13 protein-coding genes, 3 tRNA genes and 1 pseudogene are annotated in these 21,753 nt (G+C 39.1%); 6 read left to right on the top strand and 11 right to left on the bottom strand.

What is annotated here, in order from left to right; all coding sequences use genetic code 11:
* Positions 1 to 28 precede the first annotated feature (28 nt).
* Positions 29 to 2,185 carry an ATP-binding protein gene (locus KQP93_RS00845; protein WP_217875500.1) on the top strand — a complete coding sequence of 719 codons (2,157 nt, stop codon included), beginning with the start codon at positions 29 to 31 and terminating at the stop codon, positions 2,183 to 2,185.
* 365 nt (positions 2,186 to 2,550) lie between these two features.
* Here KQP93_RS00845 and KQP93_RS00840 read toward each other — a convergent pair.
* From KQP93_RS00840 to nudE, 5 genes are all read right to left on the bottom strand, one after another.
* Positions 2,551 to 2,627, bottom strand: a tRNA-Met gene (locus tag KQP93_RS00840).
* A gap of 141 nt (positions 2,628 to 2,768) precedes the next feature.
* Positions 2,769 to 2,845, bottom strand: a tRNA-Met gene (locus KQP93_RS00835).
* A gap of 63 nt (positions 2,846 to 2,908) precedes the next feature.
* A tRNA-Met gene (locus KQP93_RS00830) sits at positions 2,909 to 2,985 on the bottom strand.
* 240 nt (positions 2,986 to 3,225) lie between these two features.
* The gene (gene cysQ / locus KQP93_RS00825) at positions 3,226 to 4,023 is read right to left on the bottom strand and encodes a 3'(2'),5'-bisphosphate nucleotidase CysQ (RefSeq protein ID WP_217875499.1); all 798 of its coding nucleotides are present in this window, start codon (positions 4,021 to 4,023) and stop codon (positions 3,226 to 3,228) included.
* Positions 4,016 to 4,588 carry an ADP compounds hydrolase NudE gene (nudE, locus tag KQP93_RS00820; RefSeq protein ID WP_171040476.1) on the bottom strand — a complete coding sequence of 191 codons (573 nt, stop codon included), beginning with the start codon at positions 4,586 to 4,588 and terminating at the stop codon, positions 4,016 to 4,018. Before nudE ends, cysQ begins: the two co-directional genes overlap by 8 nt.
* 61 nt (positions 4,589 to 4,649) lie before the next feature.
* On the opposite strand from nudE, the gene yrfG reads away from it, so the two are divergent.
* The gene (gene yrfG / locus KQP93_RS00815) at positions 4,650 to 5,306 is read left to right on the top strand and encodes a GMP/IMP nucleotidase (protein ID WP_217875498.1); all 657 of its coding nucleotides are present in this window, start codon (positions 4,650 to 4,652) and stop codon (positions 5,304 to 5,306) included.
* Here the strand turns inward: yrfG and KQP93_RS00810 are convergent.
* A pseudogene (locus KQP93_RS00810) lies at positions 5,307 to 5,792 on the bottom strand (dUTP diphosphatase); the annotation flags it as partial.
* Between the two features lie 82 nt (positions 5,793 to 5,874).
* Here KQP93_RS00810 and KQP93_RS00805 point away from each other — a divergent pair.
* From KQP93_RS00805 to KQP93_RS00790, 4 genes are read left to right on the top strand one after another with little or no spacing between them, the layout of a single operon-like run.
* Positions 5,875 to 7,068 (top strand): tyrosine-type recombinase/integrase, encoded by a 1,194-nt coding sequence (locus KQP93_RS00805; RefSeq protein ID WP_217875497.1) that lies wholly within the window; start codon positions 5,875 to 5,877, stop codon positions 7,066 to 7,068.
* Complete coding sequence (locus tag KQP93_RS00800) at positions 7,065 to 9,113, top strand: hypothetical protein (protein WP_217875496.1); 2,049 nt, start codon at positions 7,065 to 7,067, stop codon at positions 9,111 to 9,113. The genes KQP93_RS00805 and KQP93_RS00800 overlap by 4 nt, the downstream gene beginning before the upstream one ends.
* Positions 9,110 to 11,824: a hypothetical protein gene (locus tag KQP93_RS00795; protein WP_217875495.1), complete on the top strand. Its 2,715-nt coding sequence runs from the start codon at positions 9,110 to 9,112 to the stop codon at positions 11,822 to 11,824. The genes KQP93_RS00800 and KQP93_RS00795 overlap by 4 nt, the downstream gene beginning before the upstream one ends.
* Before the next feature lies 1 nt (position 11,825).
* Positions 11,826 to 12,365, top strand: coding sequence for a hypothetical protein (locus tag KQP93_RS00790; protein ID WP_217875494.1), 540 nt, complete (start codon positions 11,826 to 11,828; stop codon positions 12,363 to 12,365).
* 181 nt (positions 12,366 to 12,546) lie between these two features.
* On the opposite strand, the gene KQP93_RS00785 is transcribed toward KQP93_RS00790, so the two are convergent.
* The 5 genes from KQP93_RS00785 to KQP93_RS00765 form a co-directional block, all read right to left on the bottom strand.
* On the bottom strand, positions 12,547 to 14,070 hold the full coding sequence (locus tag KQP93_RS00785) for a T6SS phospholipase effector Tle1-like catalytic domain-containing protein (RefSeq protein ID WP_217875493.1): 1,524 nt from the start codon (positions 14,068 to 14,070) through the stop codon (positions 12,547 to 12,549).
* A 130-nt stretch (positions 14,071 to 14,200) separates the two neighbouring features.
* Complete coding sequence (locus KQP93_RS00780) at positions 14,201 to 15,007, bottom strand: M48 family metallopeptidase (RefSeq protein ID WP_217875492.1); 807 nt, start codon at positions 15,005 to 15,007, stop codon at positions 14,201 to 14,203.
* A gap of 7 nt (positions 15,008 to 15,014) precedes the next feature.
* On the bottom strand, positions 15,015 to 18,308 hold the full coding sequence (locus KQP93_RS00775) for a type I restriction endonuclease subunit R (RefSeq protein WP_217875491.1): 3,294 nt from the start codon (positions 18,306 to 18,308) through the stop codon (positions 15,015 to 15,017).
* Positions 18,298 to 20,397, bottom strand: coding sequence for an ATP-binding protein (locus KQP93_RS00770; RefSeq protein WP_217875490.1), 2,100 nt, complete (start codon positions 20,395 to 20,397; stop codon positions 18,298 to 18,300). Before KQP93_RS00770 ends, KQP93_RS00775 begins: the two co-directional genes overlap by 11 nt.
* A 2-nt stretch (positions 20,398 to 20,399) precedes the next feature.
* Positions 20,400 to 21,749: an SIR2 family protein gene (locus KQP93_RS00765; protein WP_217875489.1), complete on the bottom strand. Its 1,350-nt coding sequence runs from the start codon at positions 21,747 to 21,749 to the stop codon at positions 20,400 to 20,402.
* Between the last annotated feature and the right edge of the window lie 4 nt (positions 21,750 to 21,753).

Below are 21,753 nucleotides of genomic sequence, written 5' to 3'. Positions count from 1 at the left end.
AAACTGATTGCAAAAAACCGGAAATACAATGCTCGACTCAGCCACTTTATATTACGCCAGTGCTGCCATGATGGCAGTGATGACTCTTCTTAACTACCTTACATGGCGAACCAATAATAAAACTCCGGGCACCTTACTCTATATTTTCTACCCTCTAGTAATGTTTGCATCGGTAATGAGTTTTGCACTGCATGGTCATATCAATAATATTGCCAGTGTTGCCATTGCAAATACCCTCCTGTTTAGTGCATCCATTATTCATGTACTCGCGATTTGCCAGTTTTTAAATGCCAAATGCGTTGGCTTTAAAACCTTTGTTGCGATCACCATAGCTTTAGCAATCAGCATGATTTACCTTGCTACCGACAGCGACGAGCTTCGTAGTCGAATTTTAGTATCTGATCTTCAACATATCGTCGAAGCATTGTTTTTACTGGCATTATTTATACGAAATGGCCGTAAAAGTTACCCTAATGGCAGTATTGTCTATATTTTAATTCTCAGCATTATTCTGGCAGTATTTACAGGTCGCACCTTAATGATGGGTGATATCACAACTGCTAATCTACTCTCTGCAAATTGGTTTAGTATCACTTTATTCATCAATGGTGTTATTGCACCGATGTTTTATGCAACTGGTATGGCACTATTATGTAATGAACGCCGCGAACAAAACCTCAATCAGTTAGCTGAAAAAGCTCATAAAGACTTAGAAATTCGTGGTTTATTCCTATCAACTATTAGCCATGAAATACGTACGCCATTAAATGGCATTTTAGGTAGTGCGCAGCTAATCATGAACCAGTCGAGTGATCCACGTGACAAACCTTATTGTGAAGCGATCATCAACTCAGCTGAGTCACTAAACTTACTGGTAGATAAAGTACTCGACTACGCAAGCTTAGATCAGCGTGATGAAGCGCTCTACGAAGAAGACGTCGAGTTTAAAACCTGGCTCAATAACCTGTGCCTTTTGCTCAGTCCTTTAGCAGAACAAAAACACTTAAAGTTTGAACTTATATACAACTTGCCCGATCAAGCATGCTATTACTGCGACCAACAAAAACTCAGACAGGTTATTATTAACTTAGTAGGTAATGCGATTAAATTTACCGACCATGGTGGCGTAAAAATCCAAGTAAAATTGCTAAATGAAGGGCAATTAGATCACCTTGTTCGTATCAGCGTCATAGATTCAGGGCCTGGTATTGAAGATGAAGAAATAGCATACCTAACAGAACCTTATGTTCAAAGCAGCGCAGGTAAAGAAAAAGGTGGTACAGGCCTTGGCTTAGCAATCACCAGCCGTTTGCTCGAAAAGTTAGGCAGCAAGCTCAATATTGAGAGTGAGCTTAATAAAGGCAGTACTTTCAGCTTTGATATTCCGCTTGCAATTGGTGAGCTTAGCCTTGTTGAACAGCGTCACCAATCAAAAGATTATGTCACTGGCCTTGATGTTTTATTAGTTGAAGATCTCGACTTAAACCAAAAAATTGCCATTGAATTTATGGCTGATGATGAGCATAAAATTAAGCTTGCAAAAGATGGTACGAGTGCCATTGAACTAATGCAGAAACATCACTTTGATGTGGTATTACTCGATATGAACTTGCCTGATTTAACAGGCCAAGAAGTACTGAAAAAGCTAAAGAATATCGACCATTTAAACCAGCGAACTCCGGTGTTAGCGTTTACCGCGAGCCTTAGCCCTGATGAAATAAAAGAATACTTAGCACTTGGTATCAAAGACATTGTTGGCAAACCAATTAAACAACAAAAACTACGCCAAGCACTCAGTGATTCACAAAGTAATCAAGCTGCAAGCATTGCTGTTGAGCTGCGAGATACACTCTATGATGAAACAGCCGCTGCCACACTTGTCAGTTCATTCAGTGAAGATGAAGTATCATCAATTTATAACGAGTTTGTACTGTCAGCTAGAAACAAACTAATCCGTTGCCAACAACTAGCCGAAGACGATAAAGAACAGTGCATCAAGCTGCTGCATCGCCAAGCCAGCACCGCTTTGCAGCTAGGCTTTAACCGTTACGGTTTAGAACTGAAAAAAATTGAACGTAAACTGCTCGACAATAAACCTTTAAAAGAGTCATTAACCGAAGCTTTAGTCCTATGGCAAGAAAGTCTACAAGCCTACTTAAAGCATGTTAGAAGTGAGTTAGTTTAGCCGTGAGCGAGCATTGTAGGCGATTTTATATCGCGCAATATTCAAAAGATAACGCGCGAAATAAATTTCACGCCTACATCAAAACGTGAGAACGGCTTTAGCCGTGAATTGTTTTTCGGCGCTAAAGTAGGCCTTAGCAAAGGTCTACAGACAACACGATTCGGCTTCAAACTGATTGTGATCTGACAACTTAAAACTTTCAGCTTTTTCAGACATAAAATACACGCTTTCGCGTGCCTATTATGTAATTTCAGTTGGTTGTGGGAGCTGTGAATTTTGAGGGCGAACCGACGACCTTCGGGCTCTGAACCTATATTTCAGGCATAAAAAAACACGCTTTCGCGTGCCTATTATGTAATTTCAGTTGGTTGCGGGAGCCGGATTTGAACCGACGACCTTCGGGTTATGAGCCCGACGAGCTACCAGGCTGCTCCATCCCGCGCCTGAAATTATTAAGTTTATTTTACTTCTTACTTAATTTAAGAAGTCAGCCAATTCAGAGAATTGGTTGCGGGAGCTGTGAAGGTGAAGAGTGAACCGACGACCTTTATAGTTCCAACATTACACCAATCTTTATAAAAATTGGTTGCGGGAGCCGGATTTGAACCGACGACCTTCGGGTTATGAGCCCGACGAGCTACCAGGCTGCTCCATCCCGCGCCTGAAATTGTAGATTTATTTAAAGTTGCTTTACATGACAACTTGGCTTCCAATTCAGAGAATTGGTTGCGGGAGCCGGATTTGAACCGACGACCTTCGGGTTATGAGCCCGACGAGCTACCAGGCTGCTCCATCCCGCGCCTGTATGTTTAGAGTCCCAGAAGCCGGATTTAAACCGACGACTTTCGACTTCAGGTATTAGCGAGTCCGACGAATGATTTATCATTCTGCTCCATCCCGCGCCTGTAATCTCTGAGTAACATAAGCATGTTATTGCTGCCCTGTTCCAGAGAGAGCGCTATCATATAGCAATAAGATTAGAAATCAAGGGTTATAGTGACAAATTTAACTCAAACGAACAAAAAGCACACAAAACAAAGCTAAAAAGCTCGCTGATGAGGACTAATCATTTTTTGCCACTCCCAATCAGGGTGACCCATCACAATAAAGTCAGGGTTTTCTGTGCTTTCTCGTTGATTGTAAGTTAACGGGTTGAATTCGGCATCGGTAATACAGCCACCAGCTTCTTCTACAATCACTTGTGACGCCCCAGTATCCCACTCACCCGTTGGCCCGATACGTAAAAAACAATCAGCTTTACCCTCTGCGATGATACAAGCCTTTAATGAGCATGAGCCTAATGCCACCGTCGCAAACTGAGTATTTAAATACTGGCTGACCGCTTCAATTTTTTGTCTGCGGCTTACTGCTAAGGTTAAATTATCGGGTGTTGCTACCGAAATTTGCTGATCTTGGCCATTTTCACGTTTAAACGCACCATTTTGATAGCTTGCAAAATAAGTCACTTGTTTCGCTGGCCAATGAATAACACCTAGCACTGGGCGGTTATTTTCAACTAACGCGATATTTACTGCAAAATCACCGCTTTCGAGAATAAACTCCCCAGTACCATCCATAGGATCAAGCAACCAATAACGCTGCCAATCTTTTCTGTCTGCCAGCGCAGGGATGGGTGTTTCTTCTGACATAATTGGAATATCAGGGGCTATGACTTTCAAACCAGCCATTAATACATCGTTCGATGCTAAGTCAGCCTTGGTGACCGGAGTATGATCTGACTTTTGCTCAGCACCAATATCATCCTGCTGATAAATGGCCATAATGGCATCGCCTGCTTGCTCAGCTAACCGAATACACGGTTCTAAAAAATCATTCATTGCCCGCTCCCGACTCTAAGTACTTTGTTAATAATAGCAAAGCTGCGACACTTCGTGCTTCAGTAAAGTCTTCTTGTTGCAATAATGATTGCCAATCACTTATTGGCCATTTTACAACGACAAGCGGTTCAGGCTCATCACCAGGTAAGGTTTCAGGGTAGAGATCTTCAGCATATAAAATATGCATAGTGGCATTAAAGTAACTCGGCGCCATGCTGACTTTTTTAAGTTCAGCGAAATGCTTAGCACCAAAACCAACTTCTTCTTTAAGCTCACGGTCTGCAGCTTGCTGTGGTGTTTCGCCTGGGTCAATCAGGCCCTTTGGAAAGCCCAACTGATAATCATTGGTGCCTGCACAATATTCTCGCACTAATAACAGTTCGTTATCGGCCGTTACTGGCACAATCATAACTGCCCCTCTGCCACCGCCTCGAATTCTTTCGTATTGCCTTTGCTCATCATTTGAGAACTTTAATTCGAGAGATTCAACAGTAAATAGTCGACTTTTAGCGACAACTTCATTAGACAAAATTTGCGGTGGTGTAGGATGCTTTTTCTGTGTCATTGGCATTAATTTGCTATCATGGCGGTTATGCTCATCATAAATCTTTTAAAGTGAATTGCCTATGTTAAATTGGTCAAAAATCGATACTGTGTTGTTAGATATGGATGGCACCCTACTCGATTTGCATTACGATAATTACTTTTGGCTAACCGTTATTCCCGAGCAATATGCGCGTAAACATAAAATCAGCTTAGACGAAGCAAAAGCTGACATTTTGCATCGTTATCAACAAGTTCACGGACAAATTAATTGGTACTGCTTAGATTATTGGCAACAACAACTTGATTTGCCCATTATGACGTTAAAACGCGACATTCAACATTTAATCAGAATTCGTGAAGATGTTCCGCCTTTCTTAACTGAGCTTAGAAAAGCAGGCAAGCAATTGATCATGCTTACTAACGCGCACCCAGATTGTGCCATGTTAAAGTTTGAACATACTGCTATCGATAATTATTTAGATGGGGTGATCTCAACTCACCAATATGGCGTGAGTAAAGAGCATCAACCATTATGGCAACAAGTACATCAAGAATGGCAGTTCGATAAGGAACGGACTTTATTTGTGGATGACAGCCCTGCCGTGCTTGATGCAGCAAAAGAGTTTGGTATTGGCCATATACTTGCGGTTGCCAACCCTGATAGTAAGCAACCGCATAAGCAATTTGATGGCTTTTTATCGACCATCGATTTTCGCGAGTTTATCCCCGTTAAATAATTACTTCGGGTAACGCTGCTCTAAGCCTTGGTATACAAGTTTTGCAAAATCTGCATGCTCTGTATCGAGGCTTTTTACCACTTCAACTAAGTGCTCGTTATCTTCTTGGCCATTCCACACTTTGATATAACTACCATCTTTGTAGCCATGATCTTGGCGGAAGAAGTTCAAGGTATTTTTACCAACGTAGCCACGGTATAAATCATCGATATCCATACCGATTTGCGCCATACAACCTGCAAATGCAGCGGCATTAAAACTCTTTTCAGCAACAGCTGATGCGGCTAATAATTCGAGTGTTTGTTTAAAATCATCGGCTTGAACTGGTGCACTTAACTCAGCTTCAAGTTGCGCAGCTAACTGCTCATAGCTGGTTTCACCATCAATACGTAAAGATAAACCAAAATGGAAAATATCAACTAACTCTAAAATAACTTGTTCTGTATCTGGGGTTTGTTTTTTCCACCACTTCCAACCGTAGTGATCTTATGGTCTATTATCTAATGACACCTAAAAAGTGAGTGCAAGAAAATATACCACATTTAATATTTCAAAGGTAAGTAAGAACATGAAGGGCGTAATATTAGATAACTATCAATATGCAAATTCGACAGTCGAGGGGCTAAAAGTCTTTCTAGACGATGAAGATCGCATCATTCTGCTGCCATTGTTGTTTTCTTATTACCTCAGTAAAAACTTACTCGTTCATAAACGGCGCGAATTAGAAGAAGAAAATAAGACCATAATTGAGCTACGCAAAACTCCTGTAGCTACTAGCACCGCAGGGATTTACATAGATAACCTGTTCAAATTATTGAAGTACGTTAACTCGAATCACTCAACCTTAGGCGTGAATGTTCATCAAATAAACACAATTACCGAATCGATGTTAATTGACTACCTTAATACTTACTTACCTCAACACTTATCACCAGAGGCTATAGAACTACATAAAACTGGACTCTCAGCTTTTTTTAATTTTTTAGCATATCTAGGAATGCGAAGCCCAGTTGAGCTATATGTAACTGATGACGCTCTGCAAACTGCAAGAGATAACGATGAAAAAAAAGCGACAATTAAATACATCTCAAAATCAGACAGATTCGAACTCATAAATGAATGCGACAACTTAAGAGATCGATTGATTTTAAAGATGGGAGCAGAAGTCGGCTTAAGGGCTTCAGAGAATCAAGGACTTCGCTTAATCACAAAGAAGAAAGGAGAGGATTCCATAACCGATCTATTTGATAAGCTTGATTCTCCTGAATTCTCACATGTGCAAGAATTTAAGTATTGGCTATCAGGTAAATACTGTAAATGCGCCAAACCTCGGTACATTTATTTCAAACGTGAACTTTTAGAGGAAATGAAAAAATATTATTTAACTGAACGTACATCCGTAGTGAAGAAAACAGGTCAGGATTATGATGGTTTTTTCCTTAACTATAGCAACCGAAATTTTGGAACGGAGATCTCAGCTGGCTTGGCTTCCTCGGTATTTTCCAAGTACAGAGACAGAATTCCAAGCATAGATGAAAATCTAAGATATCATGATCTGCGCCACTCGTTCGCAACTGAGCTTTTCTATGATGAACTCCTTGATTCTTCAGGGCAAGAGACACGTTCCGAAAGCGCAGCATTGATTGTCGTAGCCCAAAGGTTAGGTCACACTTATGAAGAAAAAAATGAGGTAGTCCCCAAAGCCACAAAAATATACATAAGATTGCTCGTAAAGATGAAAGTAATCGAGGCTTTAAAATGAGAATAGTAAAACACAAAACTTACGCCTTCGATGATAAAAAAGTAGATAAAGAAGGCGTATCCGAGACTCCAGACTACATCATTCATAATAATGATAAGGTTTACTCGTCTAAATTTCTCCCTCAAAGCTTGACGGTTTACTTTAACGCTTTTCTTCAAATGACAAAAACAGTTTGGTTTAAGAAATTAAAGTCTGAAAACCAAAGTAAATACCTGAATAGTATTGTTAAATTTCTAGATTGGGCGCAATTACATACCTCTTCACAATCTCTGGAAATACTAAATAATTTCGACAAATTTGAAATTGAGCAAAACAAAAAGAAACCTCAGAGTTCAATCGCTAGAGTAATACAAACAACTTTGACGAAGGTACGGGCCAATGCCTACCTGAACGCAAAAGATAGATTGCAAATAAAGAGGGTTTTAGACAATACCAAGCTAGCTAGAGATCTACCCAATGACTCTAAACATCTAGGACTGTGGTTTACGAGTCACCAATGGCTACAGAAAAAATTAGGGAAAACATACTATAAATTAGCAAGTCCCAAAGCGCTGCACAGTTCTTTTCATATCGTAATTGCTCAGAGTCTTCTAACTCTCTGTAAAGCAAGGAAAGAACTCAATGGTAACGATAAACATCGGCTCTATTATGAAAGAAGCTCTGCAAAAGCTACGTCATCAAGGGAGCAGCAACACCTAATCTCTGAACTACTTAAAGAGACACATCAAAGTGCTATGCAGCCTGTCCATCAGGTAGTTTGGACAGAGTGTATAAAACCATTATTTGAAAATGAAATTCACGATGCCGTTAACAAAAATGGAGCTTGCGAACTTACCAATGCACTAAAAGGAAAAAATACTGACTATCCATACCGTAGACCAAGTGTCTTATGCGGTGAAGCCCCCTCAATTGTGGAACAGACACTGTGCTATTGGCTTTTATGTGGATTAGCTATACAGCCCACCGATGCAGCGAAAATGAAAAAAAAAGATTTAATTTTTAACAAGAGTAACGCTGGTCTAACTCGGTTTTTTCAAGTCAAATATTTTAAAGGTCGAGCAAAGATAAAATACGAGTCGCCACTTTTACTTGGCGGAGATTTGGTAGTCCAGGCAATAGAATCATATTTAGATTTGCTCCCTGATAATCAAAAAAGACTGTTTACTGACAAAGTAACCGCAGCGTTCTCTTTTAGTAACCCATACCAAAAGTCTCGTAAGTCGCATCCGTTTTCTGTTGGTTACTTTCTTATAAAGCTTTGGAATGCAGATTGGTTCAAAAAAGAAGTCGCCGTTAAAAATGTCGGAGATTCTCTTTTTTTAGACGTGCTAAATACCCTGATCCGATCAAAGGGAATAACGTTTGAAGAATGGAAGTCTAAAAGTAAAAAAAATACTGATTATGAACAGTATTTGTTGAATTGTTCCAATACCCTCCCTGAAAAACTTTTCAGCGGAACACACATCAAAAATACATCAGTATACTCTCGCTCAGACCGATATAGAGAGGGTGATCTAGTAAATGATAATTCACATACATCACTCACAGAAAAGCTATCTTATATGACTGATCAGAATAAAGATTGGGTTAACCAAGTTGGTCGGATAACTCGACTTGTTTTAGATGACATTGAAAATCATGCACTATCACCATGCAGACAATTTATCGACAATGAAGTATATGAAAAAGTATTAAAAACCAGGGTTTCACAAGCAACATCTTCACAAAAAGCACGAGTCAACAATTTGAATATGCATGTCGAAAGTACCGAATCCAGTGAAGATTTTGTAGTTATTGAGTCTACTGATAATGCCGTGTCAATGCTTCACTATATTGAACAAGCAGAATTAAATTATGTACGTTTATCTAACAATAACCCTGAGTTTGTAGAAAACACTCTAATTATAAATGTCGAGTGGATGTTTCATTGTTTAAGTCAGTTTTCACCAAAAACACTTAAGTCGGCAAATAAACTGTTTAATGAAATTAAAGATGTATTGCCAAAGTTGTTTTTAAATGAGAGCGCAGGGAATATTTCAATATGAATATTTTTTATAACAGAGAGAATTACCTTAAGGAAAGGTTGGACTCATATATTAATTTGAGCCATAGAAATGAACTCAACGCGTCAAAGTGGATATTTTCAGAAAAAAATGAAACTTACACGCTAAGCTTTGAAGTTTTACCTTCGACCAAACGCGCTGACTCAGATTATTTTACAAAACATAATCTCCCAAAAGAAAAGTTAGCAAAAATACTATTTTTAGACTTGGATGATAAAAAATCTTCACTAACCACGACAAAAGCTAATGGTGATCTGATCTTACTGTTAATAAATTATATGGCAGAAAATGGCGTCGTTAAATTTGACATAAGTGATCTCAAGTATTTTTTTGAATACTATTTGATGAATATAGTGGTAGAGAATGGTTTTATTGAACGATTGTCGCCTAAATCTTACAGCACGACCAAAGTTGCATTAAATAAGCTAGTTGAAGTTAACTCTTTACTTGCTGCAAATGACTTCCCTTTAATTTTTTATAGAAACATCTCAAATAAAATTATTGAGAAACAGTTAGAGTATGCATTTGAACTAATTTCTAGCGAGGAAGTGAGCTACAAAGAATGGAAATTAGGAGGCTCATTCAATAACTTAACGCTTGATTACGGCAGATATTATGTAGAGTATTGTCATGATATATTCTCAAAATATTTTGAAGTCGCACATGCGTTAAGTGATGTTTACTCAAGAATCGAGCAACATTTACATTCTGTTGGCCTTGAGTTACATAAAAATAGTCGCCAGCTTTTTCTTGGCATATTAAGTAACGAAGATGTAACTCAACGCCCCTATAAAAAGTATGCAAAAGCCAAGGTTGACCAACTCAAAGAATCAATAATCGAAGATTATAAACTGACGATTTTGAATCAGTTTGAAATAAATAACTGTTCCACAACTTCAAGCATAAATTTTATCGCTAAGTCGCTCGGTGTTGAACCTAAGAGTCATCGAGAAGACCATCTTGCAAAATATCAGGAAGAATTAGATCGTCTTAAAAAAATAATATACGACCATCTCGTAGAGCGTGATGAGGAGAGTGTTCGAAAACTACTTGAAGAATCACGATTTGATGCTTCGTATGAAGCTTTTTGTAAAGTGGTCGAACGAGTAAAGCTTTCAACCATTGTGCCATCAATGCCAACAGCTAAGCTTTATAAATCTCTATGCATAGAAAAAGCCTCAGGTTCAAAATCTTCAGCCGAGCGCTTTATTCGTAAGATAAAGGCGGCTGGTACAACACAGTTAATTGCTATTTGTGGCTGGCGTGGCAGTGAGTTCGGATTTCCGCTTTCATCAATCGGAAAAGTCATTAATGAAGATCCGTTGGATCAATATACTGTCCCATATAGAGTGATTGTGAACTGGTATGTTTACAAACAACATGGTGATGAGCTAATTGATCGAGAAATAACACATCAAGCCTACATGTTAATTAATAAACTTGCATCATTGAACGACAATAGAGACCTAAAACCTGCGATTTACAGTGCCGATCAACGCACTAGTTCACCCAACGGTAAATCTATTTCTCATTCGGCTATGTTATCTGCAACTCAAATTAATTGGCTTAATTATGTTACGAACAACCCTCATTTCATCGCACTCGACGAACTGGAAGAATATAAGCAGTTAATCCAGAAACAAAAAATGGGCAATCTAAATGATGAACAAAAACATAGGTTACGTATTCTATCAACTGCGGAAAATCAACAATTGTGGGCAAACATTTCTAATGATCCCAACTTAGTCGAGGCAAAGCGGCGAGCCGAGCTTGAACTAGAGAGAGTGATGTTCAGGATCTCAATAGAAGGAGAAATGTACAAAAAATCATGGCTACTTGCATATCGCGACTATTTGATATCTGGGCTAAGCACTCTTTCACACAAAATAATAAATTTATTGACGAAAACTCTTTCTAACTCAACGAAAGATAAAATTCGCGATATGAACGATTCCCAATGCAGAAATAAATCTACTATAACTCAAATTAGTAACGAGATAATTGAAGGGTGCTTATACCCTGCTACCCATGGTTTTCGGCATATGTGGGCGGAGGCCGTTTACAGGCGTTTTGACGGAGACGCAGGATGGATGATTAGAAGCCAATTCAAACATATATCAAAAAGCATGTGGCTAGCTTACATTCGAGATAAAGATAATCGAAGAAGGCATGACGCAATTAAGATAAATGTTATGAGTTCTATAGCAAAAAATTGGCTACGAAAATCAGGAGCTGGGTTCTCTGGTAAGTTTCATAAGTATCTGCATAAAGTAATTAAGAACACCGCTGTGAAGACACTAGAAGGACTTGACTCATTGATTGACAAATTAGCTAAAGAATCTCTTTTATCCATCAAAGCCAACGCCTGGGGGTTTTGCATATTGCGAAAAGGCACGATGGTTTTATCAAAGTGTTTTGATGGCCTGCAAGCGAGGCCAGAAAACGCAAAACCAGGTCTTTGTCTCGACTGTATTAATAATATAACTCATGAATCTCATATTGATTATATCGTGTTAATTTCATACCAACACATTGATTTGTTGAAGGTAAAGGAGATCAAAAAAATACCTAAAGCATTTCTTAAAGAGTCAATTTCATTTGTTACTACAGCACTCAAGCGAATAAAAGAAATTGATGAGAATCACGAGGTCATACCTGTGATGCAACAAGCACTGGAAAATTCACGGGGGTAACATGGAGCATTTCCGAAAAAAAGCCAAAGAAAATTTATTAAAAGAAAAGCAGAAATTACCAGATTGGGTAAAAGATGAAAATCACATAACTTTTAAAGCATTTATGGCAACTGAAGAAGAGAAAGAATCACGATTACAGTATATAAGTAAGCATTTCTTAAAAAAAGATTATAAAAATAAGTTAGACACTTACAAAATAGCGATAAAGTGTATAGCTGATAAGCTAAGTATTGATGATACCACACTAGGACAATCCTCCTCATACTCAGAGGATTTTGTTAAACACTTAAAAGATATTAATGAAGACCTAGAAAAAGCCAAAAACAAAAGCATCGAAAAGGGGAAATTAGACAAAAGCGAAAAGAAAAGCTACACCAATGCAGCACTAAAAAAGGAAATATCAAAACTTAAACAACAGCTCATACAACAAGAAAAAAGCGATGTAGAAAAACAGGTTAATAGAGCTTTCGATATGCTATCAAAAGAAACTAAAGAGGCACTGACAATTCCTTCGAAGATTAGCGGCGAAAAGTTAAATTAAAATAAATTAGCCAGTTTGACAGGCAGGGGTAGTAAATGAAACTAAACCTATGCATCCATAAAAAGTGCTGAAACTGATTTATTATCACGTTAAAAAACATAGATAATAAACCAGTATCGGGACTTTTCACTGAGTTTTTTAAGCTCAATATATAGTAGCGGTTCTAACGGCACTTTAATTTTTAAGTGTTCGGAACATAATTCTCCTTCTTGAGAGGAGGATAGGTATTGATTAACCCATAAGTTGACCTCAGTTGCTCTAGGTACATAGGGGTCAACTGAATAAATGGTTGACCTAATACTTCGATCAAACCTTTATCTTTATTTATTGAGACGTTTTCAGGACAATTAGTTTCAATCCTTAGAGAGTTATCTATGGCAGTTAGGTTAATAACTAATCCCTGAAATGTTTTTTTCTTTCCTGACTTAATATCTTGCTTAAGTTTTAAAAGGGCTTGATTAGCACTGTTGGCACTAAGAGCCGCCCGTTCAAGCATTTCCATAACATCAAACTTTGTATCCAACTCATTGGTAATAGTTTGCTCTTTACTGACTTTTACAGATTCTTTTCGCTTTATATTATTTTTGGGAGAGCCAAGTCGAAGCCATCGAGAGTCGTTTTTCCCATTATTTAAATAAGCTTGAATATCATAGTTTGTTTTTTTGAGGTAAATCCCTTGTCTTTCTAACCACAAATTAGCCAACAAATGAGAAAGTTGCTCCAGAGTGTCGCCATACCCACCACCAATGTCACTATGAACGCCTGGCAAATTTACTTCTACAATCCTGTCATCGACTATTACATTATCTGTAGGTGCGTTTATTCGAGTCACAGGGAAAAAAACTCGCTCCTCCGAAGCTGCAACAAAATGTATGACTGACGTCACACTTGCGGGAATATTAAGCGTTAATTCGGTTGACTGTCCAGTTGCCACGGTGTCAAAAAGCATAGAATAGAGTCTTGGCTTTGAATACAAAGAATTTTCAGTTTGATTAAATAACTGCTCTTTAGAATACAAATCGTTGACAAGATTTAAGAAATGTCGAGCACTCGCTGCCCCACGGCTAAAGCCAATGGTATAAACATGTGGCTTCTTTTTCATGTTTTCTATTTGCATTTCAAGTTCGTGAAGAGCTTTATCAGCTCTTTCTTTTGCACCGCTCCCCGTAAAGCCCTCCCAAAGCTCTCCGGCGATAGATGTTCTTGTGCCGACTCCAGGGTAATACTTAACATTTATTCGAGCATCTTTGCTTTCCAATTGAATTAACTGTTCAAACAATTTAGCGGGAATAGTTCTTGGTTTTTTGCTATCTTTGTCGTTCCATGTTCCATCAAATATAAAGAAATACACCTCCCTGTCGTCATCAATATTGAAAACAGCAGGAGGAAAAGAGCCTTCAATTTGGTTGAAAACCTCGCTCCATTCATTCATCTCAGATATAGATAAAGGAATATTATTAACTTTTTTACCAGCTACGGAATTTGGTATTAAAGTTCCGTTCTTGACATCAATTAGAGTTTGTAAGCCTTCTAAATCCATTGGGCACTCAGCAAACCCTTTTATCTCATAGTTACTAGGCAAAATTGATTTATCAATTTTCGATTTAAAGTGAGGGTGCGTAGCATCCGTTTTGTTATTGTTAGTAACTTTTATTTGTTGGCAACCAGACAGCAGCAACAGGAAAAAAAGCAACATCGATTTCATGCATAAATCCTTTTTGTGTTTGTAATTCTATTTTGAGGCTAATAATGTTTGTGATAATTAGATGAAATTAGCTTAGATATAAAAATAAACTTTTTTATTAATGAGTTACATAGTGCACTATCAGGTTTTCCTATTCGTTCAAATACAACTCCGCCATATCATCCAACTTCGCCTTAACCTCTTTCCAATGCGGCATTACTTGCGTTAATAAGCGCCAGAATTTGTCGCTATGATTGTGCTCAGCAATATGGCAAAGCTCGTGCAGAATCACGTAATCAATACATTCTTTTGGAGCTTTAACAAGATGAGGGTTGAGCATCAAGCTACCCTTAATTGAGCAGCTTCCCCATTGCTTAGTCATCGCCATTATTCGAAAGCGCGGTAAGCCCTTTACCCATGAAGCTTTAGGCAGCATAGCTAGTAGTCTTTCATGAAAAATAGCCTCTGCTTTTCGTGCATACCAACGGTCTAAAAGTGCCTTAATTTTAACCACTCGATCATCACAATCTTTTTTCAGAGTAACGGTAAATTTACCTCGATGAAGCTTAACATTTGGCACTTGCTCAACATCGAAAACTACTTTTAAAACGTAACGCCTGCCCAAATAGAACTGAGTTTCGCCACTTATGTATTGTCTCGGCATCACATATTCATTCTGAGAAGCAAATTCAGTTATACTTTCCCAGATCCATCTAGCACGTTTGATCATTGCATTCTTGATGGATTCATCGGATGCATCAAACGGAACTGTTGCTACGACTCTTTGATCAGGATGAACTTTTATAACGACTTTACGAGCCTGTGTTCTGCTATGCTGCGATTTAGCATTTTCAGCCTTGCGAATGATGTCATAGTGGATTGTTTCCGCACCATAGATGAAACAGCCTCTTTCTGCTGTTGTCGTGTTAATTTCCGCTGCGATTGATTTACTTGTCACTATTTGGCTAACCTCTAGCCAAACCGAGGCGTGTAATTTTCAACACCTCTTCGATAAGCTGCTGCGCTTTATCAATACCTAAGTCAGCAAATAGCATTGGCAGTAATTTCATACTGATTGCGTTTTCAATTTCAGCAGGGTTAATGGAGAATTCAGCGACTGCCGTTGTAACAACTTGATCAATACTGAATGCCATTTGAACGAGCTTTTCATTATCCAAGCCTTGCTCTACAAGGTATGTATCTTCGAACAAAAATTTAAACAAGCCATAGTATGCTTGTGCATGTTTATTAAGCTTACCTTCGTCATCATGAAATACGGATGGGGTATCCGCTACTTTGCGCTCTTTGACTTCTTGCTCAAAATCAGCAAACAAAATGTACTGTTTAACAGGCGCATCGAACATAGCCTTTGCATCTTCAATCGCTTTTTTAAGAAGTTTAGAAAAGTATTCTTGCGCAAATGGATCGTCAGCGAGATCTTGTTCGATCATCTTTGTAATTCGACCAGTGATCTTATCCGTTTGGTTTCTGGCCTCGTCATCTGTCATATCCTCAGGTTTCACGTTTTTGCCAAGGTTGCCAACAAGGTAAGCGCCATCTGGTTCTTTTACTTCAACACCTGCAATGTGCTTATCTAGTAGGCTTTTTATGTCTTCAGCGTACTGATCATAATCGATTGTTTCATTAGCATCTTCACGTACTTGTTTACGTAAGCCTACAAACATTTTTAGATCTTGTTTATACAGATCGCGTTTGCTATCAAATGACTTATCATCAAAGTAACTTGCCGACTGCAATGCTACCTTCATACAGTTTGAGAATGCAGTCAGTGCAGCGTAGAAGTCATCACGTTGTTTTAAATTGGTATCAACTAATTCGCCACTAACATCTTGTACTTTAGGTGCTAATGCTTGTCTTAACGCTGGGCCATCTTGTTTGTTTTTTACTTCTGAAAATATCGCCCACAAATCAGCATGTAAACCTGGTAACTTCTTGTACTCAGTGTCCATGCGATTATATAAGCCTTTGATGTCTTCAATATCAAAACCAGCTTGGGTTTTTTCTGCTAAATCTTGGTACTTCTCTATCGTCGTATCTAGTTCTTTTAAAATACCTCGATAATCAATTAAGTAGCCAAACTGCTTCTTACTGTGCAGGCGGTTCACACGAGCAATCGCTTGAATCAAGTTATGCTCTTTAAGCGGTTTATCTATGTATAACACGGTATTTTTAGGCTCATCGAAGCCTGTAAGGAGCTTATCAACTACTATCATTAAGTCAGGGCCGTCTTCTCTGCCGTAGTCTTCAATAATGGCCTTGGTATAGGATTTTTCATCCTCTTTACCGACATTAGCTTTCCACCAATTCTGAACAACATCTTTGCTTTCTTGATCGACTGCCTCATGGCCTTCACGTGTATCAGGCGGCGACATTGCAACAACAGAAGTTACTTTGCCAATATCATCCAAAATCTTCTTATATCGAATTGCAGAGGCTTTAGAGTCGCAAGCCAACTGTCCCTTTAATCCTTGTTGTTTAAAGTTCTGAAAATGATCCGATATGTCATGCGCGATCAATTCGATACGGCCTTCGGTTTGATAAATTTGTCCCTTTTGAGCGAACTTCTTTTTAAGATCAGTTCGTTGTTTATCTGTAAGGGTACTAGTCATACGCTCGAACCAAGCATCAATAGCTTTGTCATTAATGTTCAGTTCTGGAATTCTTTCCTCGTACAACAACCGCGTGACAGTTTTGTCTTCAACTGCCTGCTGCATAGTGTAGGAGTGAATAATTTTGCCAAACTTATTCTCTGTCTTGTCGTCTTTTAATAACGGCGTGCCAGTAAAAGCGACTAATGCAGCCTTTGGTAGCGCTTGTCGCATACGCACGTTGTTTTCACCGTTTTGACTGCGGTGTCCTTCATCAACTAGAACGATAATGTTGGGACTGTCGTTATAGCAGTCTTTATGCTTAATGGCTGAGCCAAACTTGTTGATGATTGAGAAAATAACGCGCTCGTTTCCTTTACCTATCTGCTGTGCCAACCGTTCGCCTGACGTTGCTATTGCGTCTTTTTGATCTCGATCCGTAAGTGCTCCACCAGAAGCAAAAGTTCGACTTAACTGATCTTCCAGATCAACACGGTCAGTAACAATAATCACTCTACATTTGGCTAAATTTTGCAACCAAATCAGCGCTTTTGACAAAAACACCATAGTGAATGACTTGCCACTGCCTGTAGTATGCCAAATCACGCCACCTTCGCGTGCTCCTGTATCGTCATAATTACTGATCCTTTCTATCAGAGCTTTAATGCCGAACACTTGTTGATAACGAGCGACAATTTTTCCCGCTTTCTTATCGAATAAAGTAAATAGACGAACCATTTCTAAAAGCCTGTCAGGTCTTAATAAACTAATGACAAGCCTATCTTGATCGGTAACGGCCAGCTCTCCAGAAGCCAATAGTGTCAGGTACTCATCTTTCTCAGCAGGGTTGCGGTGAGCAAATAGTTTGTCTATCTTGCCTTTTTCAAGCTCGTTATTTTTTAGCCGTACAAACTCAGCTTCAATGATTTCTTCTTCTTTCCATTTAGCCCAGAACTTATCTATTGTTCCACATGTGCCGTAAAGTCCCTCATGACCATTAATAGAGAGAAGTAGCTGGCTATAAGCATAAAGGTGTGGAATTTCTTGTTGACCTTGATTGCGAATATGCTGAGATATCGCTTCAGAGCAGGTAGATTTACCTTCATGTTTTGAATCAGGCCGCTTAGCTTCAATAACTACCAGTGGTAAGCCGTTAACAAAGCAAACTATATCTGGTCTTCTGTTACCAGTACCTTCAGCATTTTGAACTGTCATTTCTTCAGTGAAATGGAAATAGTTTCCCTCTAGGTTCTGCCAATCAATAAGCTGAATTGTGGGCGAGGTTTTCTTGCCATCAATAAACTCTGTTACGCCAACGCCATACAACAAGGCTTCATACAGCTTCTCATTGGCGCTTTTTAGCCCCTCATTCATTGCGGGGCTAAGCTGGTGAATGATTTTATCAATCGCGGCCTCAGACAGTTTTTGAGGCTTTCCTGCGAACATGTATGTTTGCTTTGATAAAAACTCCCTCATAACAGGTATTAACATAACCTGTGATGTAGTTTTCCCTTCAGATGCAACCTTATTTCCACGAAGCTGTTCACATTCACTTGGCGAGATAAACTCGTAGCCTAGTTTTGTCAGCAAGATCATGGCAGGTATTTTTGAGCTGAACTCTTCTTTGAAGTTGGCCGTTTTATTCTGCATCTATTTCAGCTCCTTGATGATCATCTTCACCTAAATCAACTTCTTGCCACTCATCAGAAACCTCTTTCCAATCGACAAAACGATCTTCATGTTCACCTTCATCATTAGTTCTCGTCCAAACGTTCCAGTAATCAGGGTCATCAGATGTTGGGCGTAGATTATCTGGTAACGACTTCATTTTAGTGAGAATAGGTAGTTCGGCAGCCCAACCAACTAAAAATGCGTGTTGAGAAGGTAATGCAGGGATTTCTCGAATTAAACCTCGCAATCCATCAGGTAATAATCGAGCAACCATTTCCTGATCTTTATCGTTGGTTATTCTATGTAGTAAAAACGTGTTGCATTGAGATAAAACAGTGGGAGACAGCTCTGATGGTCTTTGAGAAGAAAGTACAAGCCCTAGACCAAACTTACGGCCTTCTCGCGCAATCTTTTCAAATACTTGGCAACACATAGAAGATGCTGTTGCCTCTTCAGAGTCGTCGCGATAGCGCTTAATGAAATTATGGGCTTCTTCCATAACAAGCGATGTCGGTAATACTTTGGAGTCATTGTGATTCCGTCTGTATCGTTGCAAAGCTTCAAATGTGAGCCGAGATATTACCGCAGTGACAATATGTACTATTTCTTGCGGTACTAAAGATAAATCGATTACAGAAACACAGCCATTTTTCGCATCATTTTCACCAATAAAGTCTGTTAGCCACCCGTCTAAAGACGAAACTTTATCGTTACCTGCAACAGAGAGCATTCGTTTATCTGAAAGCATCATACGTATTCGCATTATCAAATAATCGAAAAACTGTGGGCTTGTTTCTTGCTCTGCTAAAGTCTCGATGTGGTCAACAAAATCTGTTCCAATAAATGGCAGGGGAGCGTCTTCAGACGGCCCACTTTGAAAAACCATTCCACCTAATAAAGCAAGCGTGGTGCAAATTGATGCAATGATACTTTCAATATCCGTTTGGCTAAAATCATTATAATATTGGCTGTTTGGTCTTTTTCTATTAGCAAGAATCTGTTCAACACATTGGTGATTTGCGTGTAACTCATTTGCATAATTAGCGTGCTCAGCCATCCAAGCTTGTATATCTTCAGATAACGCGACTAATTTTGGCGAAAATTTCCATCCTTGATAATTATTTCCCGCTCTAATTTCCGCTCGCAACATAATACATGCACTAGATAATCGCCTTCTTAACTTAAAGTCATGAGAATCGTCTTCTACAACGCCACTTCTAACTTCTCTTAAAGCTCTTCTTAAAAGCGGTTTTTGAGCACGTCCACTGGCTTGCGTAAACGCTGACCATTCTGAACTGTTCCACAACCACGCAGGCACATTTAGAAGTAACTCTTCTGCTTCTTCATTAGGTTCAACTTTAAATACACGCGCTTTGTGGTTGTTAAAGGCTTCTGAATACTCACCGTTTGGATCTAGTACAATAAACCTTGCGTTAGGGTTCTTATCTCCTGTAAGCCTTTTTGCTTCATCTAAAGACCAATGTATTAATCCTGCTACTGAGCATGACTTCCCGCTACCTGTATTCCCAAGTACAGCTAAATGACGGCCAAATATTCTATCTGGATTTACTCTAACTTCGGCATTGTCCGCTAATGGACAGTGGCCGATTAAAACTCTACCATCAGTGCCAGACTCGACAATTGCTCGCAATTGTTTTGCATCAGGAATAACAACAGGGTCACCTAAACTAGGGAATGTGTGAACACCTCTTTTAAACTTGTACTTAGCCTCCTCTCGTGTGCTCTCATTGACGAGTGTTCCAAGCAAGCTAATACTCATTTTCCTTAGCGGAAAGGGTAAATCTATAAGCCCGAAATCTTGCATCCCTTTTCGTTTAGGAAAAGAGGAGTGTTCAACCGCTAACCAAGTCACCTGACCTACAATAAATCCATTTTCAGTTGGTAACAAAACGAAACCGTTTATACGTGGGAATGGTCTTGGCCGTCCTGCATTCATTGCTACAGACTGAGGAGCATCAAGATCAAGTAATACTTTGATTTCATCAGGGGCTACAAAGTCAACGGTGCCTATTTGTAATCTTGCCAAGTTTTCCATAGGAGAGATCATGGTTACTCACCTTGCAAATGATTGTCAGGCACAGGCTTTTCCCAGCCTCTGGAAGTTATGATTTCTTGTACTTTTTGAGTTGTTAAATCAATCGCAGGCTTTGGTAGGAAGTTGTCAACTAAACTTACAATATCTGCAAATGGAGCACCTATCATCAGTGATATTTGATCTGCTCGGCCAACTCTTTCATAAAAGTTTGATATGCGACTTCCTGCATTATCCATTGATATAATGACCAAATGTGTTGAAGGAATGGTAAGCATATCTTCGATTACTCGATTAATATGTTCATCTCCAAAGCCATAACCGTAACAAACTAGCACAGTATTTGGTCTACAAGTCGCCGCAGCAAAGTCCCTAAATAGTTCTACATAAGGGAATTCTGATGTCTCACGGTCTTTGGCTGAATTAGGGAAGATCAAGCAACCAGCAGCGTCACTGATATATGGCTCAAATGACTGAGCACCGAACGGAATAGCTACCTTTCTTACATGTCTATTTTGATAATGCCAATCTAGTGAGCCATGCAGCTTCGAGTATCTTGCTAACCCTTCAAGATATCTAGGCTCTCCACGTATTCCTGGAGGGTTATAATGCATATCAAGTTCTAATCTAGAAGATCTAAAAATGGGACTAAGAGTGCCAACAAAGCGATCCATTAATCGAATACCAGCCATATCAGCAGCCCATTCGATCACCCGATCATAGTTTGTTGTAAAAATATGTAGCCTATCTCTGCTTGCTGTTCTGCTTGCGAAACTAAGCAGAAATGACATTAGGTATCTTGCTGCATCTTCAGGTGATTTTAAGGGGGTTGGTGCAGAATCAATTAACGTCTCAGTTGCTAGAACACTATTGATGAGATTGGATAATATGCTGGTTATATCAGATTTTAAGCCATTATAGCCGTATTCATTTCCATCGTGCTCTAGAATTTCTAAACCTTCTAATAGCTTGTTTGCTGTTCGAATCTGATCTTCTATATTGGCTTTATCACGGCCAGCATTTTTGGCAGAGGTGTCAACAGCTTTTAATAAAGTGTCTTTGTGCGGATATGTAGGAAAGTCTGCTTCCTCCATATTGGCCCCAGTTTGTTGTGAAGCAAGATAAGCTGTTGCGCAGGTTAAACCGCTACCAGCGAGTAGATTAAGATGCTCGTTTTGAAATAATGCCGTCAACCACGGCTCTACATCCTGCCTAAATTGAGTGCTACAAACACCTTCATCTTCACCTGAACCTTCAAGGAAAAGTTTTGTGCCATCCTGAACAAAATGTCGAGGCTCTTTATCTTCAAAGACTTTAAGCGTGATTTCCCAAGGAGTAACTTCCCTGTTATTGTTATTCTGTTCCATAAAT

It is taken from the genome of Pseudoalteromonas shioyasakiensis (genome assembly GCF_019134595.1).
GTDB lineage: Bacteria > Pseudomonadota > Gammaproteobacteria > Enterobacterales > Alteromonadaceae > Pseudoalteromonas > Pseudoalteromonas shioyasakiensis_A.
Note: the sequence above shows the minus strand (reverse complement) of the source record. Positions and strands in the feature narration are given on the sequence as shown.